The sequence below is a fragment of the Kitasatospora sp. NPDC058492 genome (assembly GCF_042720685.1).
Lineage (GTDB): Bacteria > Actinomycetota > Actinomycetes > Streptomycetales > Streptomycetaceae > Kitasatospora.
Window position 1 is genome coordinate 95,427 of record NZ_JBHXMU010000016.1, and the last position, 17,443, is coordinate 112,869.

A 17,443-nucleotide genomic window follows, 5' to 3' on the forward strand; every position below is an offset into this window, starting at 1 on the left:
TCAGAGCCGCTTCTCCGGGACGCCGGCGACGGGCTGCTCGGCGATCGGGGCGTGCGCGCCCTGCTCGCCGGCCGGCGGCTGCTTGGGCCAGAGCGTGTAGCTGACGGCGATGACCACGTTGACCACGGCGGCGATGCCCAGCTTGAGGTACCACTGGAGGAAGGTGCCGAAGTGCGCGGAGCCTCCCGACAGCGGCACCAGCAGGGTGATCAGGCTCAGCGTGATCACGGCCGAGACCACCGTGCGGCGGCAGATCTGCCACTCGTACCGGGACCGCTCCGCACCGTACTTCGGTGAGCGCGGCGGCTTGGGGCCGCCGGCGAAGCGGTACATGAAGTGCCGGTCGGCCCAGCGGACCAGGGAGGGCCCGTACCCGATGGAGAAGCCCGCGTAGCTCGCCGCGAGGGCGTGCGTCCAGCTCGCGGCGGCGCCGCCGCGCAGGTCGAGCACGGTGAGCGCGTACAGGGTGAGGTCCACCACCGGCAGGCCGACCAGCAGGGCGGTGCTGGTGCGGCGCCACCGCAGCAGGTAGCGGGCGGCGAGACCGAGGCCGAGCAGGATCCAGAAGGAGATCTCGGCCGCGACGATGAGGGTGACGATCACGTTGTGCTCCCGGGCGGTCGGCGGTGCCTCCAGCCTGGCGCGCGGGCGTGGCCGCGTCGTCGTCGCCGGGTGCCGTCCCGGCCTGCACCTTTCGATGTACGGCTGCTCCTCCGGGGACGGGAGCCGCCCGGCGCCCGGGGATGGTGAGATGGGGGTGTGCTGAGACCGACCCTCACCCCGCGCCAGGAGGACCGGGGGATCGCCCTGCTCGGTCTGCTCGGCGGAGCGCTGCTGATCGCGCTCCAGGTCTACGACAACTCGTCGCGGATCCCGCGCTGGGCGGTGGTGCCGTCGCTGCTGGTGATGGCGGTGCTGGAGCTGTTCCGCCGGACCAGGCCGGTGCTCACCACGACGCTGGGCGGGCTCGCCTTCGGGTACAGCATCTTCACCGGCGCCCTGCTGGCGACCAGCCTGATGTACACCGACCTGCTCTACGCGGCGGTGCTCTACGGCACCCCGAGGATGTCCCGGATCCTGCACCTGACCGGCACGGGCTCGGTGCTGGTGCTGTCCACCCTGGTGCTGATCTACAGCGACGCCTCGAACGCGGTGGCGGTGGTGGTGCTCACCGTGCTGATCTACCTGGCGCCGGTCTGGACCGGTGACGTGGTCCGCAAGCACCGCGACCGGGCGGTGAGCGAGCGGCTGCGGGCCGAACAGACCGCGCTGCTCTCGGAGATGGACCGGCGTGAGGCCGTCGTCGCCGAACGCGCCAGGATGGCACGGGAGTTGCACGACGTGGTGGCCAACCACCTGTCGGCGATCGCGATCCACGCGACCGGCGCGCAGTCCGTCGCCCGGCGCCGTCGGCTGGCCGGGGACGACCCGCTGGTGGAGGTGCTGGCGGTGATCCGGGAGAGCAGCGTCCAGGGTTTGGCCGAAATGCGTCGCATGATCGGACTGCTGCGCGACAGCGGCGGGGGAGAGGCGGACGAGTCGTACGCGGCGCCCGACCTGGCCGCCGTGGACGCCCTGTTGGCCAAGGCCCGGGCGGCCGGTCAGGACGTCGGGCTGGACTTCGAACTCGCCGAGCAGGGCGAGCGCGGGGAGGTCCCGGTGCCGGTCCGGCTGGCCGCGTACCGGATCGTCCAGGAGTCGCTGACCAACGCGCTCAAGCACGCCGGGCCCGGACTGGTCAGCGTGCGGATGGAGTTCGGCCCCGAGGAACTGCGGATCGCCGTGGACAGCCCGTACCGGCACGGCCCGGGCCGCGAACTGCCCGGCGCCCGGGCCGGGCTGGTCGGCATGGCGGAGCGGGCCGGGCTGCTCGGCGGCAGCTTCGAGGCGGGGCCACGGAACGACTACTGGAGCGTGCGCGCGGTACTGCCGCGCGGGCGGGAGAGCGGGGCAGGGGCATGACGATCCGGGTGCTGGTGGCCGAGGACCAGGCGGCGGTACGGGCGGCGCTGGTGATGATCCTGCGGGCCGAACCGGACATCGAGGTGGTCGGGCAGGCCGCCGACGGCGAGGAGGCCGTCCGGCTGGCGCTGGAGCTGCGGCCCGACGTGGTGCTGATGGACGTGCAGATGCCCCGGCTGGACGGCGTCTCGGCGACCCGGCAGGTGGTCGCCGCCGGGGCCGGCCAGGTGCTCGTGCTGACCACCTTCGACCTGGACGAGTACGTCTACGGCGCGCTGCGGGCCGGCGCGGCCGGGTTCCTGCTCAAGGACCTGGAGGCGGACACCCTGGTCGAGGGCGTCCGGACGGTGGCGCGCGGGGACGGCATGCTGGCGCCCTCGGTGACCAGGCGGCTGATCGGCGCCTTCGCCCGGCCGGACCGGGCGGTCGGGCCGGAAGCCAGGGAGGCGGTGGCCGGACTGACCCCGCGTGAGCGGGAGGTGCTGGCCTGCATCGGGGCCGGGCTGTCCAACGGGGAGATCGCGGCCCGGCTGGAGATGGCGGAGGCGACCACCAAGACGCACGTCAGCCGGATCCTGGCGAAGCTGGGGCTGCGCAACCGGGTGCAGGCGGCGATCCTGGCGCAGGACCTCGGGCTGAGTGTCTGACCGTCTGACCGTCTGATGGTCTGGCCATCCGGTCCGGTCGGATGGTCCGATCGGCTGGTCTGATCAGCTGGTCACGGCGGGTCTGGGTCGCCCGACCAGGTCGGGCGCAGATCACACTCCCGATTGACACCACGGGGCCGGATTGGGCATTAGAGTCCCGGCAACGAGCGACGCGGCTCTCCGGCGGTGACCCCTGCCCTGAGCCGCCTTCAGGGCCCGCCCCAGGGCGGCGACGGCATCGGGAGACCCAGCCATGAGCAATGCGTCCAGCAAGCAGATCGCCGTGATCGGTGCCGGCCTGATGGGCGCCGGCATCGCCCAGGTGTCCGCGCAGGCCGGCCACCCGGTGGTGCTGCGGGACGTCACCGAGGAGGCCCTGCAGCGCGGTCTCGCGGGCATCCGCGCCTCCTACGCGAAGTTCGTCGCCAAGGGCCGGCTGAGCGCCGAGGACGCCGAGGCCGCGCTGGGCCGGATCACCACCACCACCGACCTGGGCGCCGTCGCCGAGGCCGACATCGTGGTCGAGGCCGTGTTCGAGCAGTTCGAGGTCAAGGAGGCCGTCTTCCGGGAGCTCGACAAGCTCGCCAAGGACGGCGCGGTGCTGGCCTCCAACACCTCCGCCATCCCGATCACCCGGATCGCCGCCGCCACCCGGCGCCCCGAGTCGGTCGTCGGCGTGCACTTCTTCTCGCCGGTGCCGCTGATGAAGCTGGTCGAGCTGGTCCGCGGCTACAAGACCAGCGACGAGACCCTGGCCGCCGCCCGCGCCTTCGCCGAGGGCGTCGGCAAGGACGTCGTGGTGGTCAACCGGGACGTGGCCGGCTTCGTCACCACCCGCCTGATCACCGCACTGGTCGTCGAGGCCGCCAAGCTGTACGAGTCGGGCGTCGCCACCGCCGAGGACATCGACACCGCCTGCCGCCTCGGCTTCGGCCACCCGATGGGCCCGCTGGAGACCGCCGACCTGACCGGCGTGGACATCCTGCTGCACGCCGCCCGCAACATCTACGAGGAGACCCAGGACGAGAAGTTCGCCGCCCCGGAGATCATGGCGCGCATGGTCACCGCCGGCGACCTCGGCCGCAAGAGCGGCCGCGGCTTCTACCCGTACGAGGGCAAGTGAGCCCCCGCCGGAACGGGTGAACGACGACGCCCGGCGACCGGGCGGGCCGTGCGGCCGAACACCGTACGGCCCGCCCGGTCGGGGGCGGGTGAGTTTCCTCACGCCAGGTGCCGCAGACGGGTGATTTGGGCGGTAATCGAGCGTAGGTGTGGAGACTGACTGCGTATATTCCCTCGGACGAGTGAAGTTGCTTCAGATCTGGCCGGAACCAGCAACCTGCGCTGCTGGTTCGCCGTCAGAAGAGGGAGACCCGGCCCAGCACGACGAGGCTGCGACCGGACCCGGGCGAGGGGCCACGGCCCGCCCGGATGGACACCCCACCCCCCGACCCGGCACGGCCGGGTCGGACCACCCCCGTACCGGACCGGTCAGGCGAAGGAGGAGAGCATGCGCATCACCGGCGACCACAGGGCGCTGGCCATCGAAGGCCGCCTCGACGTGCGCACCGCCGCCGACGCGCGTGCCCGGCTGCACCAGGCCGTGGACGGCGGCCTCGGCGACCTCGTGCTCGACCTCGCCCGGCTGGAGTTCTGGGACGCCACCGGCCTCGGCGTGATCATGGGCACCCACCGCAGGGCCGGCCGGATCGGCCGCCGGCTGGTGCTGCGCTCCGTCCCGGCCCAGCTCCAGCGGCTGCTGGTGGCCACCAAGCTGCACCGCATCCTGGCCGTGGACGGCGTCACCGAGGCCCAGGGGATCGCCCTCTAGGGCCTGTCCCGCCCTGCCCTCGTTCGGCCTCTGCCCTTGCTCGTTCCCAGCCCGCGTTCGTCCCCTGCCCGGTCTTCGTCCGGCTCCGACCCGGCCCGGATCGGCCGTCGCCCGGCCCCCGACCGGACTGCCCCTGCGCGGGCGGGCCCGGATGTGCAAGAGTCTGCCCGTCAGATGACGGCCGCCTCAGCCAGCTGCCCCCAGCCCGCGCGCGGCCGCGACCGAGACGTCAGCCGACCGGCGCGGGGCGCCGGCGGCCGAGCAGGATGCGGAGCAGAACGTGGCACAGCCAACCGGGGAGTTCCGGCAGGAGGCCGCCCGCACCCGAGGCGGCGAACTCGTCTCCGGCGCCCTGCTGGTCGGCGTCGGCGCCCCGGACGGCTCCGAGGTCAGGCCCTGCCCCGAGGAGTGGCGGCCCCGCCCGCGCCGGATCGAGCGCAGCGAGCCCGCCCGGGGCCCGGTCGGCGGCGTCGGCCGCGCGGTCGGCCCGCTCGCCCTCGGTGCCGGGCCCGCCGACCTGCCGCTGCTCGACCGCGAGGCCGACGTCGCCGAACTCCTCGGCCTGCTCGCCGAGGGCCGCTCGATACGCCTGGTCGGCCAGGCCGGCTCGGGCCGCAGCGCGCTGCTGTCGGCCGTCGCCGAGGCCGCCGCCGACCTCGCCCCCGGCGGCGTCGTCCAGCTCTGCGGGCACCGCCGCACCACCGCCGACCTGCTCCAGGACCTCTTCGCGGCCACCCATCACGCCCCCGGCTACCGGCCCGACCCGGGCCGGCTGGCCGTGCACCTCGCCGAGGTCGGCGCGATCGTGGTCGTCGACGGCGCGGAGCAGTCCGGCGCCGAGCTGGAGGGCCTGCTCGCCATCGCCCCCGGCTGCGCCTTCCTGATCTCCGTCGCCCCCGGGAGCCCGGCGCTGTCGCCCGGCTCCCGCTTGCAGGACCACCTGGTCGCCGGGCTCTCCCGCTCCGCCTGCCTCGCCCTCGCCGCCCGCCAGGCCGGTCGGCCGCTGGACGTCGAGGAGAAGGCCTGGGCGGTCGACCTCTGGTTCGAGTCCGAGGGACTGCCGCTGCGCTTCGTCCAGGCCGCCGCGCTGCTGCGCCAGCGGGACGTCGCGGTGGACGCGCTGGTCGCCGCCGAGGAGGACCGGATGGGGGTCTTCGGCGCGGTCGAGGAGCCCGTCCACGACCCCGACCCGGCCGTCCGCGAGAACGCGCTGCGCCGCACCGTCCCGCTGCCGTCCGTCGCCGAGACCGCCTCACCCGCCGTCCGGCTCGCGGAGGGTCTGAGCGAGCCCGCCCAGGCCGTCCTGAGGCTCGCCGTCGCGCTCGGCGGCGAGTGCCCCACCGCGCCGCACCTGCCCGCGCTGATCGACGTCGGCCAGGGCGAGAGCGCCCTCGCCGAACTCGCCGACGCCGGGCTGGCGGTGTCCATCGGCGGGCACCACCGGCTGACCGCCGGGGTGCTGGACCTGCTCGCCCCGCACTGGCCGGCCCGCGGCTGCCTGGACGGCGCCGCCCAGCACTTCTCCTGGTGGGTCGGGCACAGCTCGGTGTCGCTGGCGCAGGTCGCGGCCGAGGCGGAGGTGGTGGTCGGCGTGCTGGTCGCGGACCGGGAGGCCGGCCGGCACGACGCGGTCGTGCGCCTGGCCCGGGCGGCCGCGCCCGCGCTGGCGCTGGCACTGCGCTGGGGCGCCTGGGAGCGGGTCCTGCACCTGGGGCTGGAGGCGGCCCGCAGGACGGGCTCCGGTACCGACCAGGCCTGGTTCCACCACGAGGCGGGCGTGCACGCGTTCTGCGTCCAGGAGCCGTCCCGGGCGATGGCCGAGCTGGAGACGGCGCTCACCCTGCGGTCCGCCGCCGGCGAGCAGCGCGGCGTCGCGGCAGCCGGCCGGATGCTGGACCTGCTGCGCGCCGACGGGCGGCAGCTGGCGCCCGCCGCGACCCCCGGGCCGGCGCCCGTGCGGCGGCCCGTCATCCGCGCGATAGCCAAGGTGCCGTCCAGCCTGCGCTCCGGGACCAGGCGCCGGGTGATCGCCGCGTCGGCGGCCGTCCTCGCGCTCGGGGCGCTCGGGACGGCGGTGGCGATGAGCGCCACCGGTCCGGAGCAGCACCCGGGCAACGACCCGCACACCCGGCTCGACGACCCCGACGGCGGGCAGGGCGGGCCGCTCCCGTCGCCGCACGCCGGCGGCCCGACCGCCGCCACCGGTGCCACCGGTACGGGGGCGCCGGGGACGGACGCGGGCGGCGGTCCGGCGGCGGACGGGACCAGCCCGGAGCCGTCGCAGAGCGGTGGCGCGTCGCGCTCGCCGAGTGCGTCGAAGAAGCCGAGCCGTGGGCCGAGCGAGACCGCGGGGGCCACCGAGCAGCCGCAGCAGTCGCAGTCGCAGCCGCCCGCACCGGGACAGTCGCAGCCGCCGGCCCAGCAGTCCGGCCCGCCGCCGGGCGGTGGCAGTGGTGGCAGCGGCGGCAGTGGTGGTGCCGGTGGTGGCAGCGGTGGCGGTGGCAACTCCGGGGGCACTCAGCCCGGCGGAGGCGCCAGTACGCCGCCCCCGCCGAAGCCGTCGACCACGTCGCCCTCGGCGACCGCGACCACACCGCCGCCCGCCACGACGGGCCCCGCGACCGGGACGCCCAGTCCGTCGTCGACGGCGTCCTCGCCGCCCGCGAGCTGACCGGTCAGAACAGCTTGAGCTTGTCGTCGTCGATGCCGCGCAGCTCGTCGTAGTCCAGCACCACGCAGCCGATGCCCCGGTCGGTGGCCAGCACGCGGGCCTGGGGCTTGATCTCCTGGGCGGCGAAGATGCCCTTGACCGGGGCCAACAGCGGGTCCCGGTTGAGGAGTTCGAGGTAGCGGGTGAGCTGCTCGACGCCGTCGATCTCACCGCGGCGCTTGATCTCGACGGCCACCGTGGTGCCGTCCGAGTCGCGGCAGAGGATGTCGACCGGGCCGATCGCGGTGGGGTACTCGCGGCGGATCAGGGACCAACCGGCGCCGAGCACCTCCATCCGGTCCGCGAGCAGCTCCTGGAGGTGCGCCTCGACGCCGTCCTTGATCAGGCCCGGGTCCACCCCGAGTTCGTGGGAGGAGTCGTGCAGCACCTCCTCCAGCGTGATGATGAGCTTCTCGCCGGCCTTGTTCACCACCGTCCAGACCCCGTCCGCCTCCTTGAGCGCGCACGGCGGGGACATCCAGTTGAGCGGCTTGTAGGCGCGGTCGTCGGCGTGGATGCTGACGCTGCCGTCGGCCTTGACCAGGATGAGCCTGGTGGCGGAGGGCAGATGGGCGGAGAGCCGACCGGCATAGTCGACTGAGCAGCGGGCAATTACGAGACGCACGGTCGACCACGCTAGCCCACCGGGGCCAGTTGATGCGATTCCACGACGACCGGGTGAAGAAACCGGGAACCCCGCGAACATGGAGGTTCGGCAATTCCGCGCACCGCCCGTCGCGGTCTGGCGCCCACCCCCTGGGGTCGCTACCGTACGTGACGGCACGCGTGCGGGATCGCTGTCAACGGGGACGGAGACTTCAGATGAACGATCCGACGGGATCCGGCCAATGTGGTGCACCACCGCGTATTTCCAAAGCAATCCACAGGAATGACCGGCCCGTCCCGCCGTTGACTGCCACGCTGTTCCGAGCGCGGTCGGTGTCCGGGACGTCACGTCCCGTGGTGCCGCCGCCTTCGCAGGGTGTCAAAAACGCCCGTTCCACGGCGTTCCGGACACCACGCGCGATCCGCCCACCCTCACTGTGAGCTTGGACTACGCACGACCACCCGGGCGCCGCGCGGGTGGACCGCGAGAGGAGAATCCATGTCGCTCGACGTCTCACCGGCCCTGCTGGAAAAGGCCGAGCGGGGCGAGGTCGACGAGCGGGAATTCGTCGACTGCGTCCGCGTCTCGCTGCCGTACGCCTGGGACCTGATCAGCTCGCTGGTCGCCCAGGCGAAGGTCGACGGTACCGACTTCGCCGACAACCAGGTACCGCCGCCCAGCGAGCAGGCCCGCGGCCAGCTCCTGCGGGCCCTCGCCAGCGACGCCATCCGGGGGGCCCTGCAGCGGCACTTCGGGGTGCGGCTGGCCTTCCAGAACTGTCACCGGGTGGCGGTCTTCCTGCCGTCGGACGCCAACGAGGCACGGCACGCACGCTTCACCTCGGTCCGGGAGCAGCTGCTCAACCAGTCCGAGGAACTGCGGGACTGCTGACCCGGCAGCACCGCCGATCCCGGGCCCTGGGTCCTGATCGGCCCTAGCGGTCCTGAAGGTCGTCGGGCCGCCCCCGTCCCCCGGTGCGGGGGGAGGGGCGGCGGCCCGGACCGGGCCCGGCCGCTCCACCCCCGGGCTCACCCCAGCTGCGGCAGCACCTCGGAGCCGAGCCGGGCGATGTTGTGCAGGGTCGCCTCGCGCTCGCCGCTGCCCTCCGCGAGCAGCGCGAAGCGGCGGATGCCGGTCCGCTCGGCGGTGGCCAGCAGCCGGTCGGCGCACTGCCGCGGCGTGCCCACCGCGTGCAGGTCGCAGAGGAGTTCGGTGTACTCGCGCGGGTCGCGCATCTTGCGCTCCCGGCCGTCCACGGTGCGGTGGGCGCCGAGCCCGTACTCGAACCAGCCCGGCATGGCGTTCAGCAGGGTGGCGCGGGCCGCCGAGGTGCGGTCGTCGACCTGGGCCACCCCGGCCGCGACGTGCCGGCGGTTCACCCGGCGCAGCTGCTCCTCGCCGCGCCCGGCGGCCAGCCAGGCGGTGCGGTACAGCTCCAGCATGCGCAGCTTGTCGTCGTCGCCGGAGTGCATGCCGAGCAGCATCGGCAGGCCGCGTTCGGCGGCCAGCCGCACCCCGCTCGGCGAGGTGCACGCGACCACCATCGGCGGGCCGGCCACCGGCCGCCCGGACGGGTCGAGCTCCTCACCGACGCCCTCGCCGAGGCCCTCGACGTCCTGGCGCTGGCGCGGGAAGCGCACCGGGCCGGACTGCTCGCCGAGACCGAGCCAGCTGCCCAGTCCCGGCCGGCGCACCGGTTCGGTGGCGCGCGGCACCACCGCCACCTCGGGGAAGGCGAACTGCGGGCCGTCCGCGCCGACCCGGGAGCCGCGCAGCCAGCGCAGCAGCAGGTCCAGCCGCTCCGGGAAGCCGTTCTCGAAGGCGTCCACGCCGCCGCCGAACACGTCCAGGTCGATCCAGGGGCCGCCGCGGCCCACCCCGAGCGTGAAGCGCCCGTCCGAGGTGAGGTGCAGCAGCGCGGCCTGCTCGCCGAGCGCCACCGGGTGGGCGGTGGAGAGCACGCTGACCGCCGTGCCGACGCCGATCCGGCGGGTGCGGCCGAGCAGCAGCGCGGCCAGCGTGGCGGCGTTGGGGCAGACCCCGTACGGGACGAAGTGGTGCTCGGCCAGCCAGACGCTGTCCAGGCCCGCGCGTTCGGCCTCGACGGCGGCCCGGACGGTGCGGTCCAGCGCCTCGCGGTGGCTCTGCCCGGGGAACTGCGCGGACAGCAGGAACGCGCCGACCCGCACCGGCGCGGTGTCCGGCGGGAGCGCGCCCGCCCGCTGCGGCGCGGGCAGCGGCTCGCCCGCCGCGGCCGTGACCGGGGCGGGCGAGGTCAGCACCGGGCCGGGGGCGGGCGGCCGGACTCCGACGGGCCGACGGGTCTCGGCGCGGGCGCTGGTCTTGGTCATGGTGGGGCCTCCTCGGGTGCGCGCAGGGTCTGCGGGCCCCGCCTGTTCCCCTTGTGGGTATCCGATGTCATGTGCCAACGGCACGCGGAAACCCGGATTTCGTCGGAGATCGGGTGGATCTCGGCAAAAACGCGGGAGCGTCGGACGATGCCGTGATAGTGGCCTGCCGGAGGGGTGGCCGGCCGTAGGCTGGAACGGCCCCGAAACCCCGGAAGAGAGGTAGTCCGACGTGTCGCCGCGCCGCAACCGGATCAAGAGCGCCGACCCGAGCGGGAGCGCCGAGCAGGCCTCCCCGCTCGGTGGATCGCTGCGCCGCACCGAGAGCCACCAAGGCGACGACTGGGTGGTCCAGACGGTCGCCGGGACGGCCGGGCGGCACTACCGGTGCCCGGGCTGCGACCAGGAGATCCCGCCGGGGATGGGCCACGTGGTGGCCTGGCCGATGCACGGCGCGGGCGTGGACGACCGGCGGCACTGGCACCGCGCCTGCTGGGGCGCGCGGGAGCGCCGGGCCTCCAACGTCCTGCGGGGCCGCGGCGCTCCGCGGTACTGAGCCGGCTGCGCGCCCCCTAGGCGTCCCGGTTCTTGAGCACCAGCGCGCCGCCGAGCAGGGCGGCGAGCGTCCAGGCCAGGCAGATCACGAAGCCCGCCCACGGCCCGTACGGCTGGCCGTACTGCTCGTACACCAGCAGCATCCGCGAGCCCGCGTAGTCCGGGAAGTAGTGGGCCAGGGTCTTGACCTTCGGCACCGCCGAGAGGATCGGCGAGAGCAGGAAGAAGAACGGGACCAGTACGCCCAGCGCCAGCGTCTGGCTGTGCAGCATCGTGGTGACGCCGGCCGAGAACAGGCACAGCATCGTCAGGTACAGCGCGGCGCCGAACACCGCGCGCAGCACGTGCGGTTGGTCGAGGCTGGTGGAGTGCGAGCCGAGCAGCGCCTGGCCGGTGAAGAAGGTGACGAAGGCCGTCACCACCGAGACCGCCAGGGCCATCGCGCCGAGCACCACCGCCTTGCCGGTGAGCAGAGTGCCGCGCTGCGGGACGGCGGCCAGGGTGACCCGGATCATGCCGGTGCTGTACTCGTTGCCGATGGCCAGCACGCCGAAGACGATGATGGCGAGCTCGCCGAGCATGATGCCGGAGAAGGCCGTGCCGGTGGCGTCGAAGACGGACTGGTCGCCCCGCCGGAACTCACCGAAGTTGTTGTTGGTGAGCAGGGACAGCAGCGCGCCGATGCCGACGGTGACGACGAAGGTCAGCGCGAGCGTCCAGACCGTCGAGCGGACGCTGCGGATCTTCGTCCACTCGGAGCGCAGGATCGCCGGGAAGGACGTCATCTCAGTTCTCCTCCTGCCGGGCCGCCGCGGTCTGCGGGGCGCCGTCCGCCTTCCAGCCGGCGCCCCAGACGCCGGGTGCGCCGGCCGCGTCCCGGCCCGGGCCGTCGCCCGCGTGGTACTCCACCGAGTCGGCCGTCATCTGCATGAACGCCTCCTCCAACGAGGCCTGCTGCGGGCTGAGTTCGTGCAGGACGACGCCGTGCGCCGCGGCCAGGTCGCCGAGCCGGGCGAGATCGCCGTCGACCACCTCGTAGGAGCCGCCGGGCCCGGGCTCGGGCCGGAGCCCGACGCCGGACAGGGCGTCGAGCAGGCGCTCGGGGTGCGGGGTGCGCAGCCGGATGGCGGAGCGGGAGTTGCGTCGGATGAACTCCGGCATCGGCAGGTCGGCGAGCAGCCGGCCCTTGCCGATGACCACCAGGTGGTCGGCGGTGACGGCCATCTCGCTCATCAGGTGGGAGGAGACGAAGACGGTCCGGCCCTCGGTGGCGAGCCGCTTCATCAGGTTGCGGATCCAGAGGATGCCCTCCGGGTCCAGCCCGTTGACCGGCTCGTCGAACATGACGATCTCCGGGTCGCCGAGCAGGGCGGAGGCGATGCCCAGGCGCTGGCCCATGCCGAGCGAGAAGCCGCGGGCCCGCTTGCGGGCGACCGGGGTGAGGCCCACCAGGTTGAGCACCTCGTCCACCCGGCGGGTCGGGATGCGGTTGCTCTGGGCGAGCCAGAGCAGGTGGTCGCGGGCGGTGCGGCCGGGGTGGACGGCCTTGGCCTCCAGCAGCGCGCCGATGTACTTGAGCGGTTCGCTGAGCTGCCCGTAGCGCTTGCCGTCGATGGTGACCCGGCCGCTGGTGGGGCGATCGAGGTCGAGGATCATGCGCATGGTGGTGGACTTGCCTGCGCCGTTGGGGCCGAGGAAGCCGGTCACCACGCCCTGCGGGACCTGGAAGCTGAGCCGGTCCACCGCGAGGGTCCTGCCGTAACGTTTTGTCAGGTCGTGCAACTCGATCATTCGCGCTCCCTTACTCCTGGTCAGGTTAGGGCCTGTCTCGTGGTTTCCGCCGGATCAGACTGCGGCGTCCGGGTGCGTGCATCGCAAGGCGGAGGAGGGAGTCACTGCGGAGCATTGGCGACCGACGACAACGCGGCGAGGTGCGTGCCAGGGCGCCGTGGGCCCGGCGGAAACCACGAGACAGGCCCCCGGACAAAGCGGATATCGCGGCCCGCTGAGTGGGCCCGCCGGGCGTGCCGGAATACGGTGGGCCCATGACCCAGCCCCCCTCCGCAGTGTCCGTCCGCGAGAGCGGCACCGGAACACCCCTCGTACTGCTGCACGCCTTTCCGTTGAACGCCTCGATGTGGTCCGCCCAACTGGACGCGCTGCCCGGTCTGACCGGCGACGAGGCCCGGGTGCTCGCCCCGGACCAGCGCGGCTTCGGCGGCACCGAGCTGGGGACCGACGAACCCTCGCTGGACCTGGTCGCCGACGACCTCGCCCTGCTGCTGGACGCGGCCGGGATCGAACGCGCGGTGGTCGGCGGGCTCTCCATGGGCGGCTACGTGGCGCTGGCCTTCGCCCGCCGCCACCCGGACCGGCTGGCCGGACTGCTGCTGGCCGGCACCCGCGCCACCGCCGACACCGACGCCGTCCGGGCCAACCGGGAGCGGATCGCGGCCGCCGTCACCGCCCGGGGCAGCGTCCAACTGCTGCTCGACGAGGAGGTCGCCGCCGGGCAGCTCGGGCCGGACTCGCGGCACCTGGTGGAGCGGGTGCGGTCGCTGGTCGCCGCCGCGTCGCCGGCCGCCGTCGCCTGGGCCCAGCGGGCCATGGCGGCCCGGCCGGACGCGCTGGACGTGCTGGCCGGGCTGCGGGTGCCCACCGCCGTCGTCGCGGGCGCGCAGGACGGCCTGGTGGCGCCGGAGGAGGCCGAACTGATGCTCCGGGCCCGGCCGGACGCCGAACTGACCGTCATCCCCGGGGCGGGCCATCTGAGCGCCCTGGAGGCGCCGGAGGCGTTCAACACCGCCGTCCGCGACCTGCTGGCCCGGGCGGCGGCCGGATGAGGGAGGAAGCGACCGGCTGGGACTTCTCGGCGCTGGAGGTGACCGGCCGGATGCCCGTGACCAACCGCGGCGAGGGCCTGGTCGAACTGACCCTGGAACCGCTCGGCGAGGACTACTGGCTGCGCCCCGGCGAGACCTTCATCGTCACCTCGTACGGCGACCACGGCTCCGGCCACCCGTTCGAGGTGCAGTACTGGCCGGACTCGGTGTCGGTCTGGTGCACCTCGTGGTTCGGCACCGTCTCCGACGACGAGGGCAACCAGCTCAGCAGCGGGTACCAGCGGCCCGACGGGGCCTACCCCAGGTGACGCCCGCTCACCCAGGTCACCCGAGATGATGACGGTGGAAAGACGGCAGGCCCTCACCCGGGTGGGTGAGGGCCTGTCTGCTGTTCCGCACGTGCCGTCCGTTGCGCACGTACCGCCGGGCGCAGGCGCCCGGCGGCGGCGTCAGCGCGACTGCTGGGCGGGCACGCCCATGGTGTCGTCGCCCGGCAGCGAGGCGGCGGCCACGGCCGCGCCGGTCAGCGTCGCCAGCATCTCGCGGACGTTGGTCAGCTGGGCGTTGATGCTGTCGCGGCGGTTGGTGAGCGCCGCCAGCTCGCGCTCGGACTCGCTGCGGATCCGGTCGGCCTTGGCGTTGGCGTCCGCCACGATGTCCTCGGACTGGCGCTGCGCCGTCTCGACGGTCTGGCGGGCGCGGCGCTCGGCGTCGGTGCGCAGCTTCTCGGCCTCCAGGCGCAGCTGCTCGGCCCGGTGCTCGATCTCGGCCAGGCGCTTCTCGGCCTTGGCCTGACGGGCGGCCAGGTCACGCTCGGACTGCTCGCGGCGCTTGGCCAGGTTGGTCTCGAACTCCAGCGCGGCCTGGGCGGCCTTGGTGCGGGTCTCCTCGAAGAGGGCGTCCGCCTCCTCGCGCTTGTTCTGGGCGTCCTTGTTGGCCTCGGCGCGCAGCTGGGCGCTGTCGCTCTTGGCCTTGTCGACGATCCGCAGACCCTCGTCCTCCGCCTTGGCCTTGCGGTCCTTGGCGTAGTTCTCGGCCTCGGTGCGGACCTGCTGGGCAGCGGCCTCGGCGAGCTCGCGGTGCTGCTCGGAGGCGCGGTGCGCCTCGTCGCGCAGGTCCTTGGCCTCCTCCTCGGCCAGTCGCAGGATCTTCTCGACCCGGGCGCCGAGACCGGCGTACGAGGGCTCCGCCTCGGTGACCGCCGCCTGCGCGGTCTGGGTCTCCAGGTGGAGCTCCTCGATGCGCTTCTCGAGCGCGCTGATCCGGGTCAGGGCACTGTCACGGTCGGCCACCAGCTTGGTGATCCGCTCGTCGACCTGGGCGCGCTCGTACCCACGGCGCACCAGGTCGAAGCCGTGAGGGGAGTGACTGTCGCTCATGGGGTTCTGGGCTTCCTGTCGTCAAACCGCTGAGGTGGTTGAGGGAATCCTGACACGGTACCGGAGTGTCGACGGCGAGATGCCGTCGTCCCGCGGACAATGTCCGCTCAATCGGGTGGTGCGTTCTTGGAGCGATTGCCACCCGACCGGGGGGAACCAATTCCGGCACCCGCCTTGGCACCCCCGTCCTTCTTGGTGCTGCTTCCCCCGTTGGTCTGGGCGACCGGTGCCGGTGCCTCGAACGCCTCCAGTGCGGACAGCACGTCCTGCACCCTGGAGATCTCGGTGTTGATGTCCTTGCGCCGCCGCACCAGCTCGTCCAGCTCGCGCCGGCCCTCGTCGGTGACCCGCTTCGCCTCGGCCTGCGCCTCGGCGAGCAGCCGCTCGGCCTCCGCCTTCGCCAGCTCGACCTGCTCGTCGGCGCTGCGGTCGGCGTCCTGCAGCCGCTTCTCCGCCTCGGTGGCGGCGTTCTCCAACCGCTCCTCGGACTCGGCCTCGGCCGACTGGAGCCTGGCCTCGGCCTTGACGATCAGCGCCTCGGCGCGGCTGGTGGAGTCGGAGAGCTTGGTCTCCGCCTCCTTCAGCAGCCCCTCGGCCTTGCGGACGGCCGAGATCCGGACCTTGCTGGCCTCCGCGGACGCCTCCGAGGTGAGCTCGCCCGCGCGGTCCTCGGCGGCCGCGACCAGGGCCGCCGCCCGGTCCTCGGCCTCGGCGACGGTGGCCACCGCCTGCTCCTCGGCCTCGGTCAGCTGCTCCTGAGCGGCCGTCACCAGGGCGTCGACCCGCTCGCCGGCCGACTTCATGGCCGCCGCGTTCTCCTTGCGGGCGCGCTCGTGCAGCGCCTCCACCTCGGCGTCGGTGCGCTCGCGCAACTCCTCGGCGCGCTCGCGGATCGCGGTGGAGTCCCGGCGGGCCTCGGCGAGCAGCGTGTCGGCGTCGGAGCGGCCCTTCTCCACCTCGGCCTGGCCGGCCGCCTCGCCGGCGGCGACCAGCCGGTCGGCCTCCTTGCGGGCGGCGGCGACCATCGCGTCCGCCTGCTCCTCGGCGGCAGCGGTGGTGGCCAGGGCGGTGGTCTGGGCGTCCTCGCCGAGCGACTCGGCATCCGCGAAGGCCTTCTCCAGGACGGAGTTGGCCTGCTCGCGGGTGGCCTTGTCGAACTGCTCGGCGGCCTCCCGGGTCTCCGCGTCGTACGCGTCGGCGCGGCCGTGGGCGGCTGCGTCGTACTCGTCGGCGAGGGTGCGGGTGGCGAGCGCGTACTCCTCGGCCTCGGCGCGCAGGGCGGCGGCCAGCTCCTCGGCGTCGGCGACCAGGCCGGCCGAGCGCTCGTCGGCGGCGGCCATCGTCCGGACGGCCTGGGCCTCGGCGTCCGCGCGCAGCTGCCCGGCGCCCTCCCGGGCCGCGTGCAGCACGGCGTCGGCCTCCGCCCGCAGGTGCTCGTCGTAGGCCTGGGCCTCGGCGCGCTGATGGCCCAACTCGGCCTCGTGGGCCTCGCGTTCGGCGGCCAGCTCGCGGTCGGTCAGCTCGCGCAGGGCGGTGGTCTCGGCGTCGGTGCGGGCGCGCAGTTCGGTGGTCTCGTGGTCGGCGAGGGCCCGCTGCTCGGCGGTCTCGGCGTCGGCGAGTTCGCGCAGGGCGGTGGTCTCGGCGTCGGCGAGGGCCCGCTGCTCGGCGGTCTCGCGCTCGGCCAGCTCGCGCAGTTCGGCGGCGGCCTGCTCGGCCCGGTCGCGGACCTCGGTGGCCTCCCGCTCGGCGGCGGCCTTCCGCTCGGCGATCTGCTCGGCGGCGGCCTCGTGCATGCCGGCCACCGACTGGCGGACCTCGGCGGCCTCCTCCTCGGCGGCCTCGACCAGGGCGGCGCCCTCGACGCCGGCGGCGGCGACCAGCTCCTCGCCGTCGACCCGGGCCTGCTCCAGGACGGCGGTGGCCTCGGCCCGGATGCCGTCGGCGGTGGCGCGGGCCTCGGACAGCTCGCGGCCGGCCTCGGCGCGGACCGTCTCGGCCTGCTCGGCGGCGAACGCCAGCTCGGCGGCGGCCTTCTCCCGCACGGCCTTGGCGTCCCGGGCGGCCTCGGCCCGGCGCTGCTCGGCGGCGCTCCGGGCGCCCTCCAGCAGTTCCTCGGCTTCGGCGCGCTGGGCGGTGACGTGCTGTTCGGTCGCCTTGCGCTGTTCGGCGGTCTCGCGTTCGGCGAGGGCGCGCAGTTCGGCGACGTGCTGTTCGGTCGTCTCGCGCTGTTCGGTCGTCTCGGCGGTGGTGCGTTCGGTGAGTTCGGTGGCGGCCTGTTCGGCCTTGGCCCGGACGTCGGCGGCGTACGCCTCGGCGGCGGTGCGCTGTTCGGTGGTCTCGCGGTCGGCGAGTTCGCGCAGTTCGGCGCTCTCCCGCTCGGCGAGTTCGCGCTGTTCGGCGGTCTCGCGTTCGGCGAGGGCCCGCAGTTCGGCGACGTGCTGTTCGGTCGTCTCGCGCTGTTCGGCGGTCTCGGCGGTGGTGCGTTCGGTGAGTTCGGTGGCGGCCTGTTCGGCCTTGGCCCGGACGTCGGCGGCGTACGCCTCGGCGGCGGTGCGCTGTTC

15 protein-coding genes and 1 pseudogene are annotated in these 17,443 nt (G+C 74.2%); 9 read left to right on the forward strand and 7 right to left on the reverse strand.

Annotation, left to right across the window (positions count from 1 at the left end):
* Positions 1–603 (reverse strand): hypothetical protein, encoded by a 603-nt coding sequence (locus ACFWPI_RS13375; RefSeq protein ID WP_380372650.1) that lies wholly within the window; start codon positions 601–603, stop codon positions 1–3.
* A 156-nt stretch (positions 604–759) separates the two neighbouring features.
* On the opposite strand from ACFWPI_RS13375, the gene ACFWPI_RS13380 reads away from it, so the two are divergent.
* The 5 genes from ACFWPI_RS13380 (at position 760) to ACFWPI_RS13400 (ending at position 7,111) form a co-directional block, all read left to right on the forward strand.
* On the forward strand, positions 760–1,962 hold the full coding sequence (locus ACFWPI_RS13380) for a sensor histidine kinase (protein WP_380372653.1): 1,203 nt from the start codon (positions 760–762) through the stop codon (positions 1,960–1,962).
* Positions 1,959–2,609, forward strand: a complete 651-nt coding sequence (locus tag ACFWPI_RS13385) for a response regulator transcription factor (protein ID WP_063347795.1) — start codon at positions 1,959–1,961, stop codon at positions 2,607–2,609. Before ACFWPI_RS13380 ends, ACFWPI_RS13385 begins: the two co-directional genes overlap by 4 nt.
* Before the next feature lie 253 nt (positions 2,610–2,862).
* Complete coding sequence (locus ACFWPI_RS13390) at positions 2,863–3,732, forward strand: 3-hydroxyacyl-CoA dehydrogenase family protein (protein ID WP_063347794.1); 870 nt, start codon at positions 2,863–2,865, stop codon at positions 3,730–3,732.
* A gap of 387 nt (positions 3,733–4,119) precedes the next feature.
* On the forward strand, positions 4,120–4,440 hold the full coding sequence (locus ACFWPI_RS13395; RefSeq protein ID WP_063347793.1) for an STAS domain-containing protein: 321 nt from the start codon (positions 4,120–4,122) through the stop codon (positions 4,438–4,440).
* 280 nt (positions 4,441–4,720) lie between these two features.
* Entirely contained in the window at positions 4,721–7,111 is a 2,391-nt protein-coding gene (locus ACFWPI_RS13400) for an ATP-binding protein (RefSeq protein WP_380372658.1), read from the forward strand.
* 4 nt (positions 7,112–7,115) lie between these two features.
* On the opposite strand, the gene nucS is transcribed toward ACFWPI_RS13400, so the two are convergent.
* Positions 7,116–7,775, reverse strand: a complete 660-nt coding sequence (gene nucS / locus ACFWPI_RS13405) for an endonuclease NucS (protein ID WP_063347791.1) — start codon at positions 7,773–7,775, stop codon at positions 7,116–7,118.
* 480 nt (positions 7,776–8,255) lie between these two features.
* Here nucS and ACFWPI_RS13410 point away from each other — a divergent pair, with 480 nt between their 5' ends.
* Positions 8,256–8,648, forward strand: coding sequence for an SCO5389 family protein (locus ACFWPI_RS13410; protein ID WP_063347790.1), 393 nt, complete (start codon positions 8,256–8,258; stop codon positions 8,646–8,648).
* A 137-nt stretch (positions 8,649–8,785) separates the two neighbouring features.
* On the opposite strand, the gene ACFWPI_RS13415 is transcribed toward ACFWPI_RS13410, so the two are convergent.
* Entirely contained in the window at positions 8,786–9,946 is a 1,161-nt protein-coding gene (locus ACFWPI_RS13415; RefSeq protein WP_380372668.1) for an LLM class flavin-dependent oxidoreductase, read from the reverse strand.
* 391 nt (positions 9,947–10,337) lie between these two features.
* Here ACFWPI_RS13415 and ACFWPI_RS13420 point away from each other — a divergent pair, with 391 nt between their 5' ends.
* Positions 10,338–10,661, forward strand: a complete 324-nt coding sequence (locus tag ACFWPI_RS13420) for a hypothetical protein (RefSeq protein ID WP_063347789.1) — start codon at positions 10,338–10,340, stop codon at positions 10,659–10,661.
* Between the two features lie 16 nt (positions 10,662–10,677).
* On the opposite strand, the gene ACFWPI_RS13425 is transcribed toward ACFWPI_RS13420, so the two are convergent.
* Positions 10,678–11,445: an ABC transporter permease subunit gene (locus ACFWPI_RS13425; RefSeq protein ID WP_063347788.1), complete on the reverse strand. Its 768-nt coding sequence runs from the start codon at positions 11,443–11,445 to the stop codon at positions 10,678–10,680.
* A 1-nt stretch (position 11,446) separates the two neighbouring features.
* Complete coding sequence (locus ACFWPI_RS13430; RefSeq protein WP_380372662.1) at positions 11,447–12,451, reverse strand: ABC transporter ATP-binding protein; 1,005 nt, start codon at positions 12,449–12,451, stop codon at positions 11,447–11,449.
* A 254-nt stretch (positions 12,452–12,705) separates the two neighbouring features.
* Between ACFWPI_RS13430 and ACFWPI_RS13435 the strand changes: the two genes are divergently transcribed.
* Together ACFWPI_RS13435 and ACFWPI_RS13440 are read left to right on the forward strand one after the other, a co-directional pair.
* The gene (locus ACFWPI_RS13435) at positions 12,706–13,503 is read left to right on the forward strand and encodes an alpha/beta fold hydrolase (RefSeq protein ID WP_107452867.1); all 798 of its coding nucleotides are present in this window, start codon (positions 12,706–12,708) and stop codon (positions 13,501–13,503) included.
* Entirely contained in the window at positions 13,500–13,811 is a 312-nt protein-coding gene (locus ACFWPI_RS13440; RefSeq protein ID WP_063347785.1) for a hypothetical protein, read from the forward strand. The genes ACFWPI_RS13435 and ACFWPI_RS13440 overlap by 4 nt, the downstream gene beginning before the upstream one ends.
* A gap of 141 nt (positions 13,812–13,952) precedes the next feature.
* Here ACFWPI_RS13440 and ACFWPI_RS13445 read toward each other — a convergent pair whose 3' ends face one another.
* Together ACFWPI_RS13445 and ACFWPI_RS13450 are read right to left on the reverse strand one after the other, a co-directional pair.
* Positions 13,953–14,882 (reverse strand): hypothetical protein, encoded by a 930-nt coding sequence (locus ACFWPI_RS13445; RefSeq protein ID WP_063347784.1) that lies wholly within the window; start codon positions 14,880–14,882, stop codon positions 13,953–13,955.
* 107 nt (positions 14,883–14,989) lie between these two features.
* A pseudogene (locus ACFWPI_RS13450) lies at positions 14,990–17,443 on the reverse strand (hypothetical protein); the annotation flags it as partial.

What these genes read in the sequence shown, in the direction of transcription:
- ACFWPI_RS13390 (WP_063347794.1), top strand. Translation starts at nt 2,863, where the DNA reads ATGAGCAATGCGTCCAGCAAGCAGATCGCCGTGATCGGTGCCGGCCTG.
- ACFWPI_RS13395 (WP_063347793.1), top strand. Translation starts at nt 4,120, where the DNA reads ATGCGCATCACCGGCGACCACAGGGCGCTGGCCATCGAAGGCCGCCTC.
- ACFWPI_RS13435 (WP_107452867.1), top strand. Translation starts at nt 12,706, where the DNA reads ATGACCCAGCCCCCCTCCGCAGTGTCCGTCCGCGAGAGCGGCACCGGA.
- ACFWPI_RS13410 (WP_063347790.1), top strand. Translation starts at nt 8,256, where the DNA reads ATGTCGCTCGACGTCTCACCGGCCCTGCTGGAAAAGGCCGAGCGGGGC.
- ACFWPI_RS13440 (WP_063347785.1), top strand. Translation starts at nt 13,500, where the DNA reads ATGAGGGAGGAAGCGACCGGCTGGGACTTCTCGGCGCTGGAGGTGACC.
- ACFWPI_RS13385 (WP_063347795.1), top strand. Translation starts at nt 1,959, where the DNA reads ATGACGATCCGGGTGCTGGTGGCCGAGGACCAGGCGGCGGTACGGGCG.
- ACFWPI_RS13430 (WP_380372662.1), bottom strand. Translation starts at nt 12,451, where the DNA reads ATGATCGAGTTGCACGACCTGACAAAACGTTACGGCAGGACCCTCGCG.
- ACFWPI_RS13445 (WP_063347784.1), bottom strand. Translation starts at nt 14,882, where the DNA reads ATGAGCGACAGTCACTCCCCTCACGGCTTCGACCTGGTGCGCCGTGGG.
- ACFWPI_RS13425 (WP_063347788.1), bottom strand. Translation starts at nt 11,445, where the DNA reads ATGACGTCCTTCCCGGCGATCCTGCGCTCCGAGTGGACGAAGATCCGC.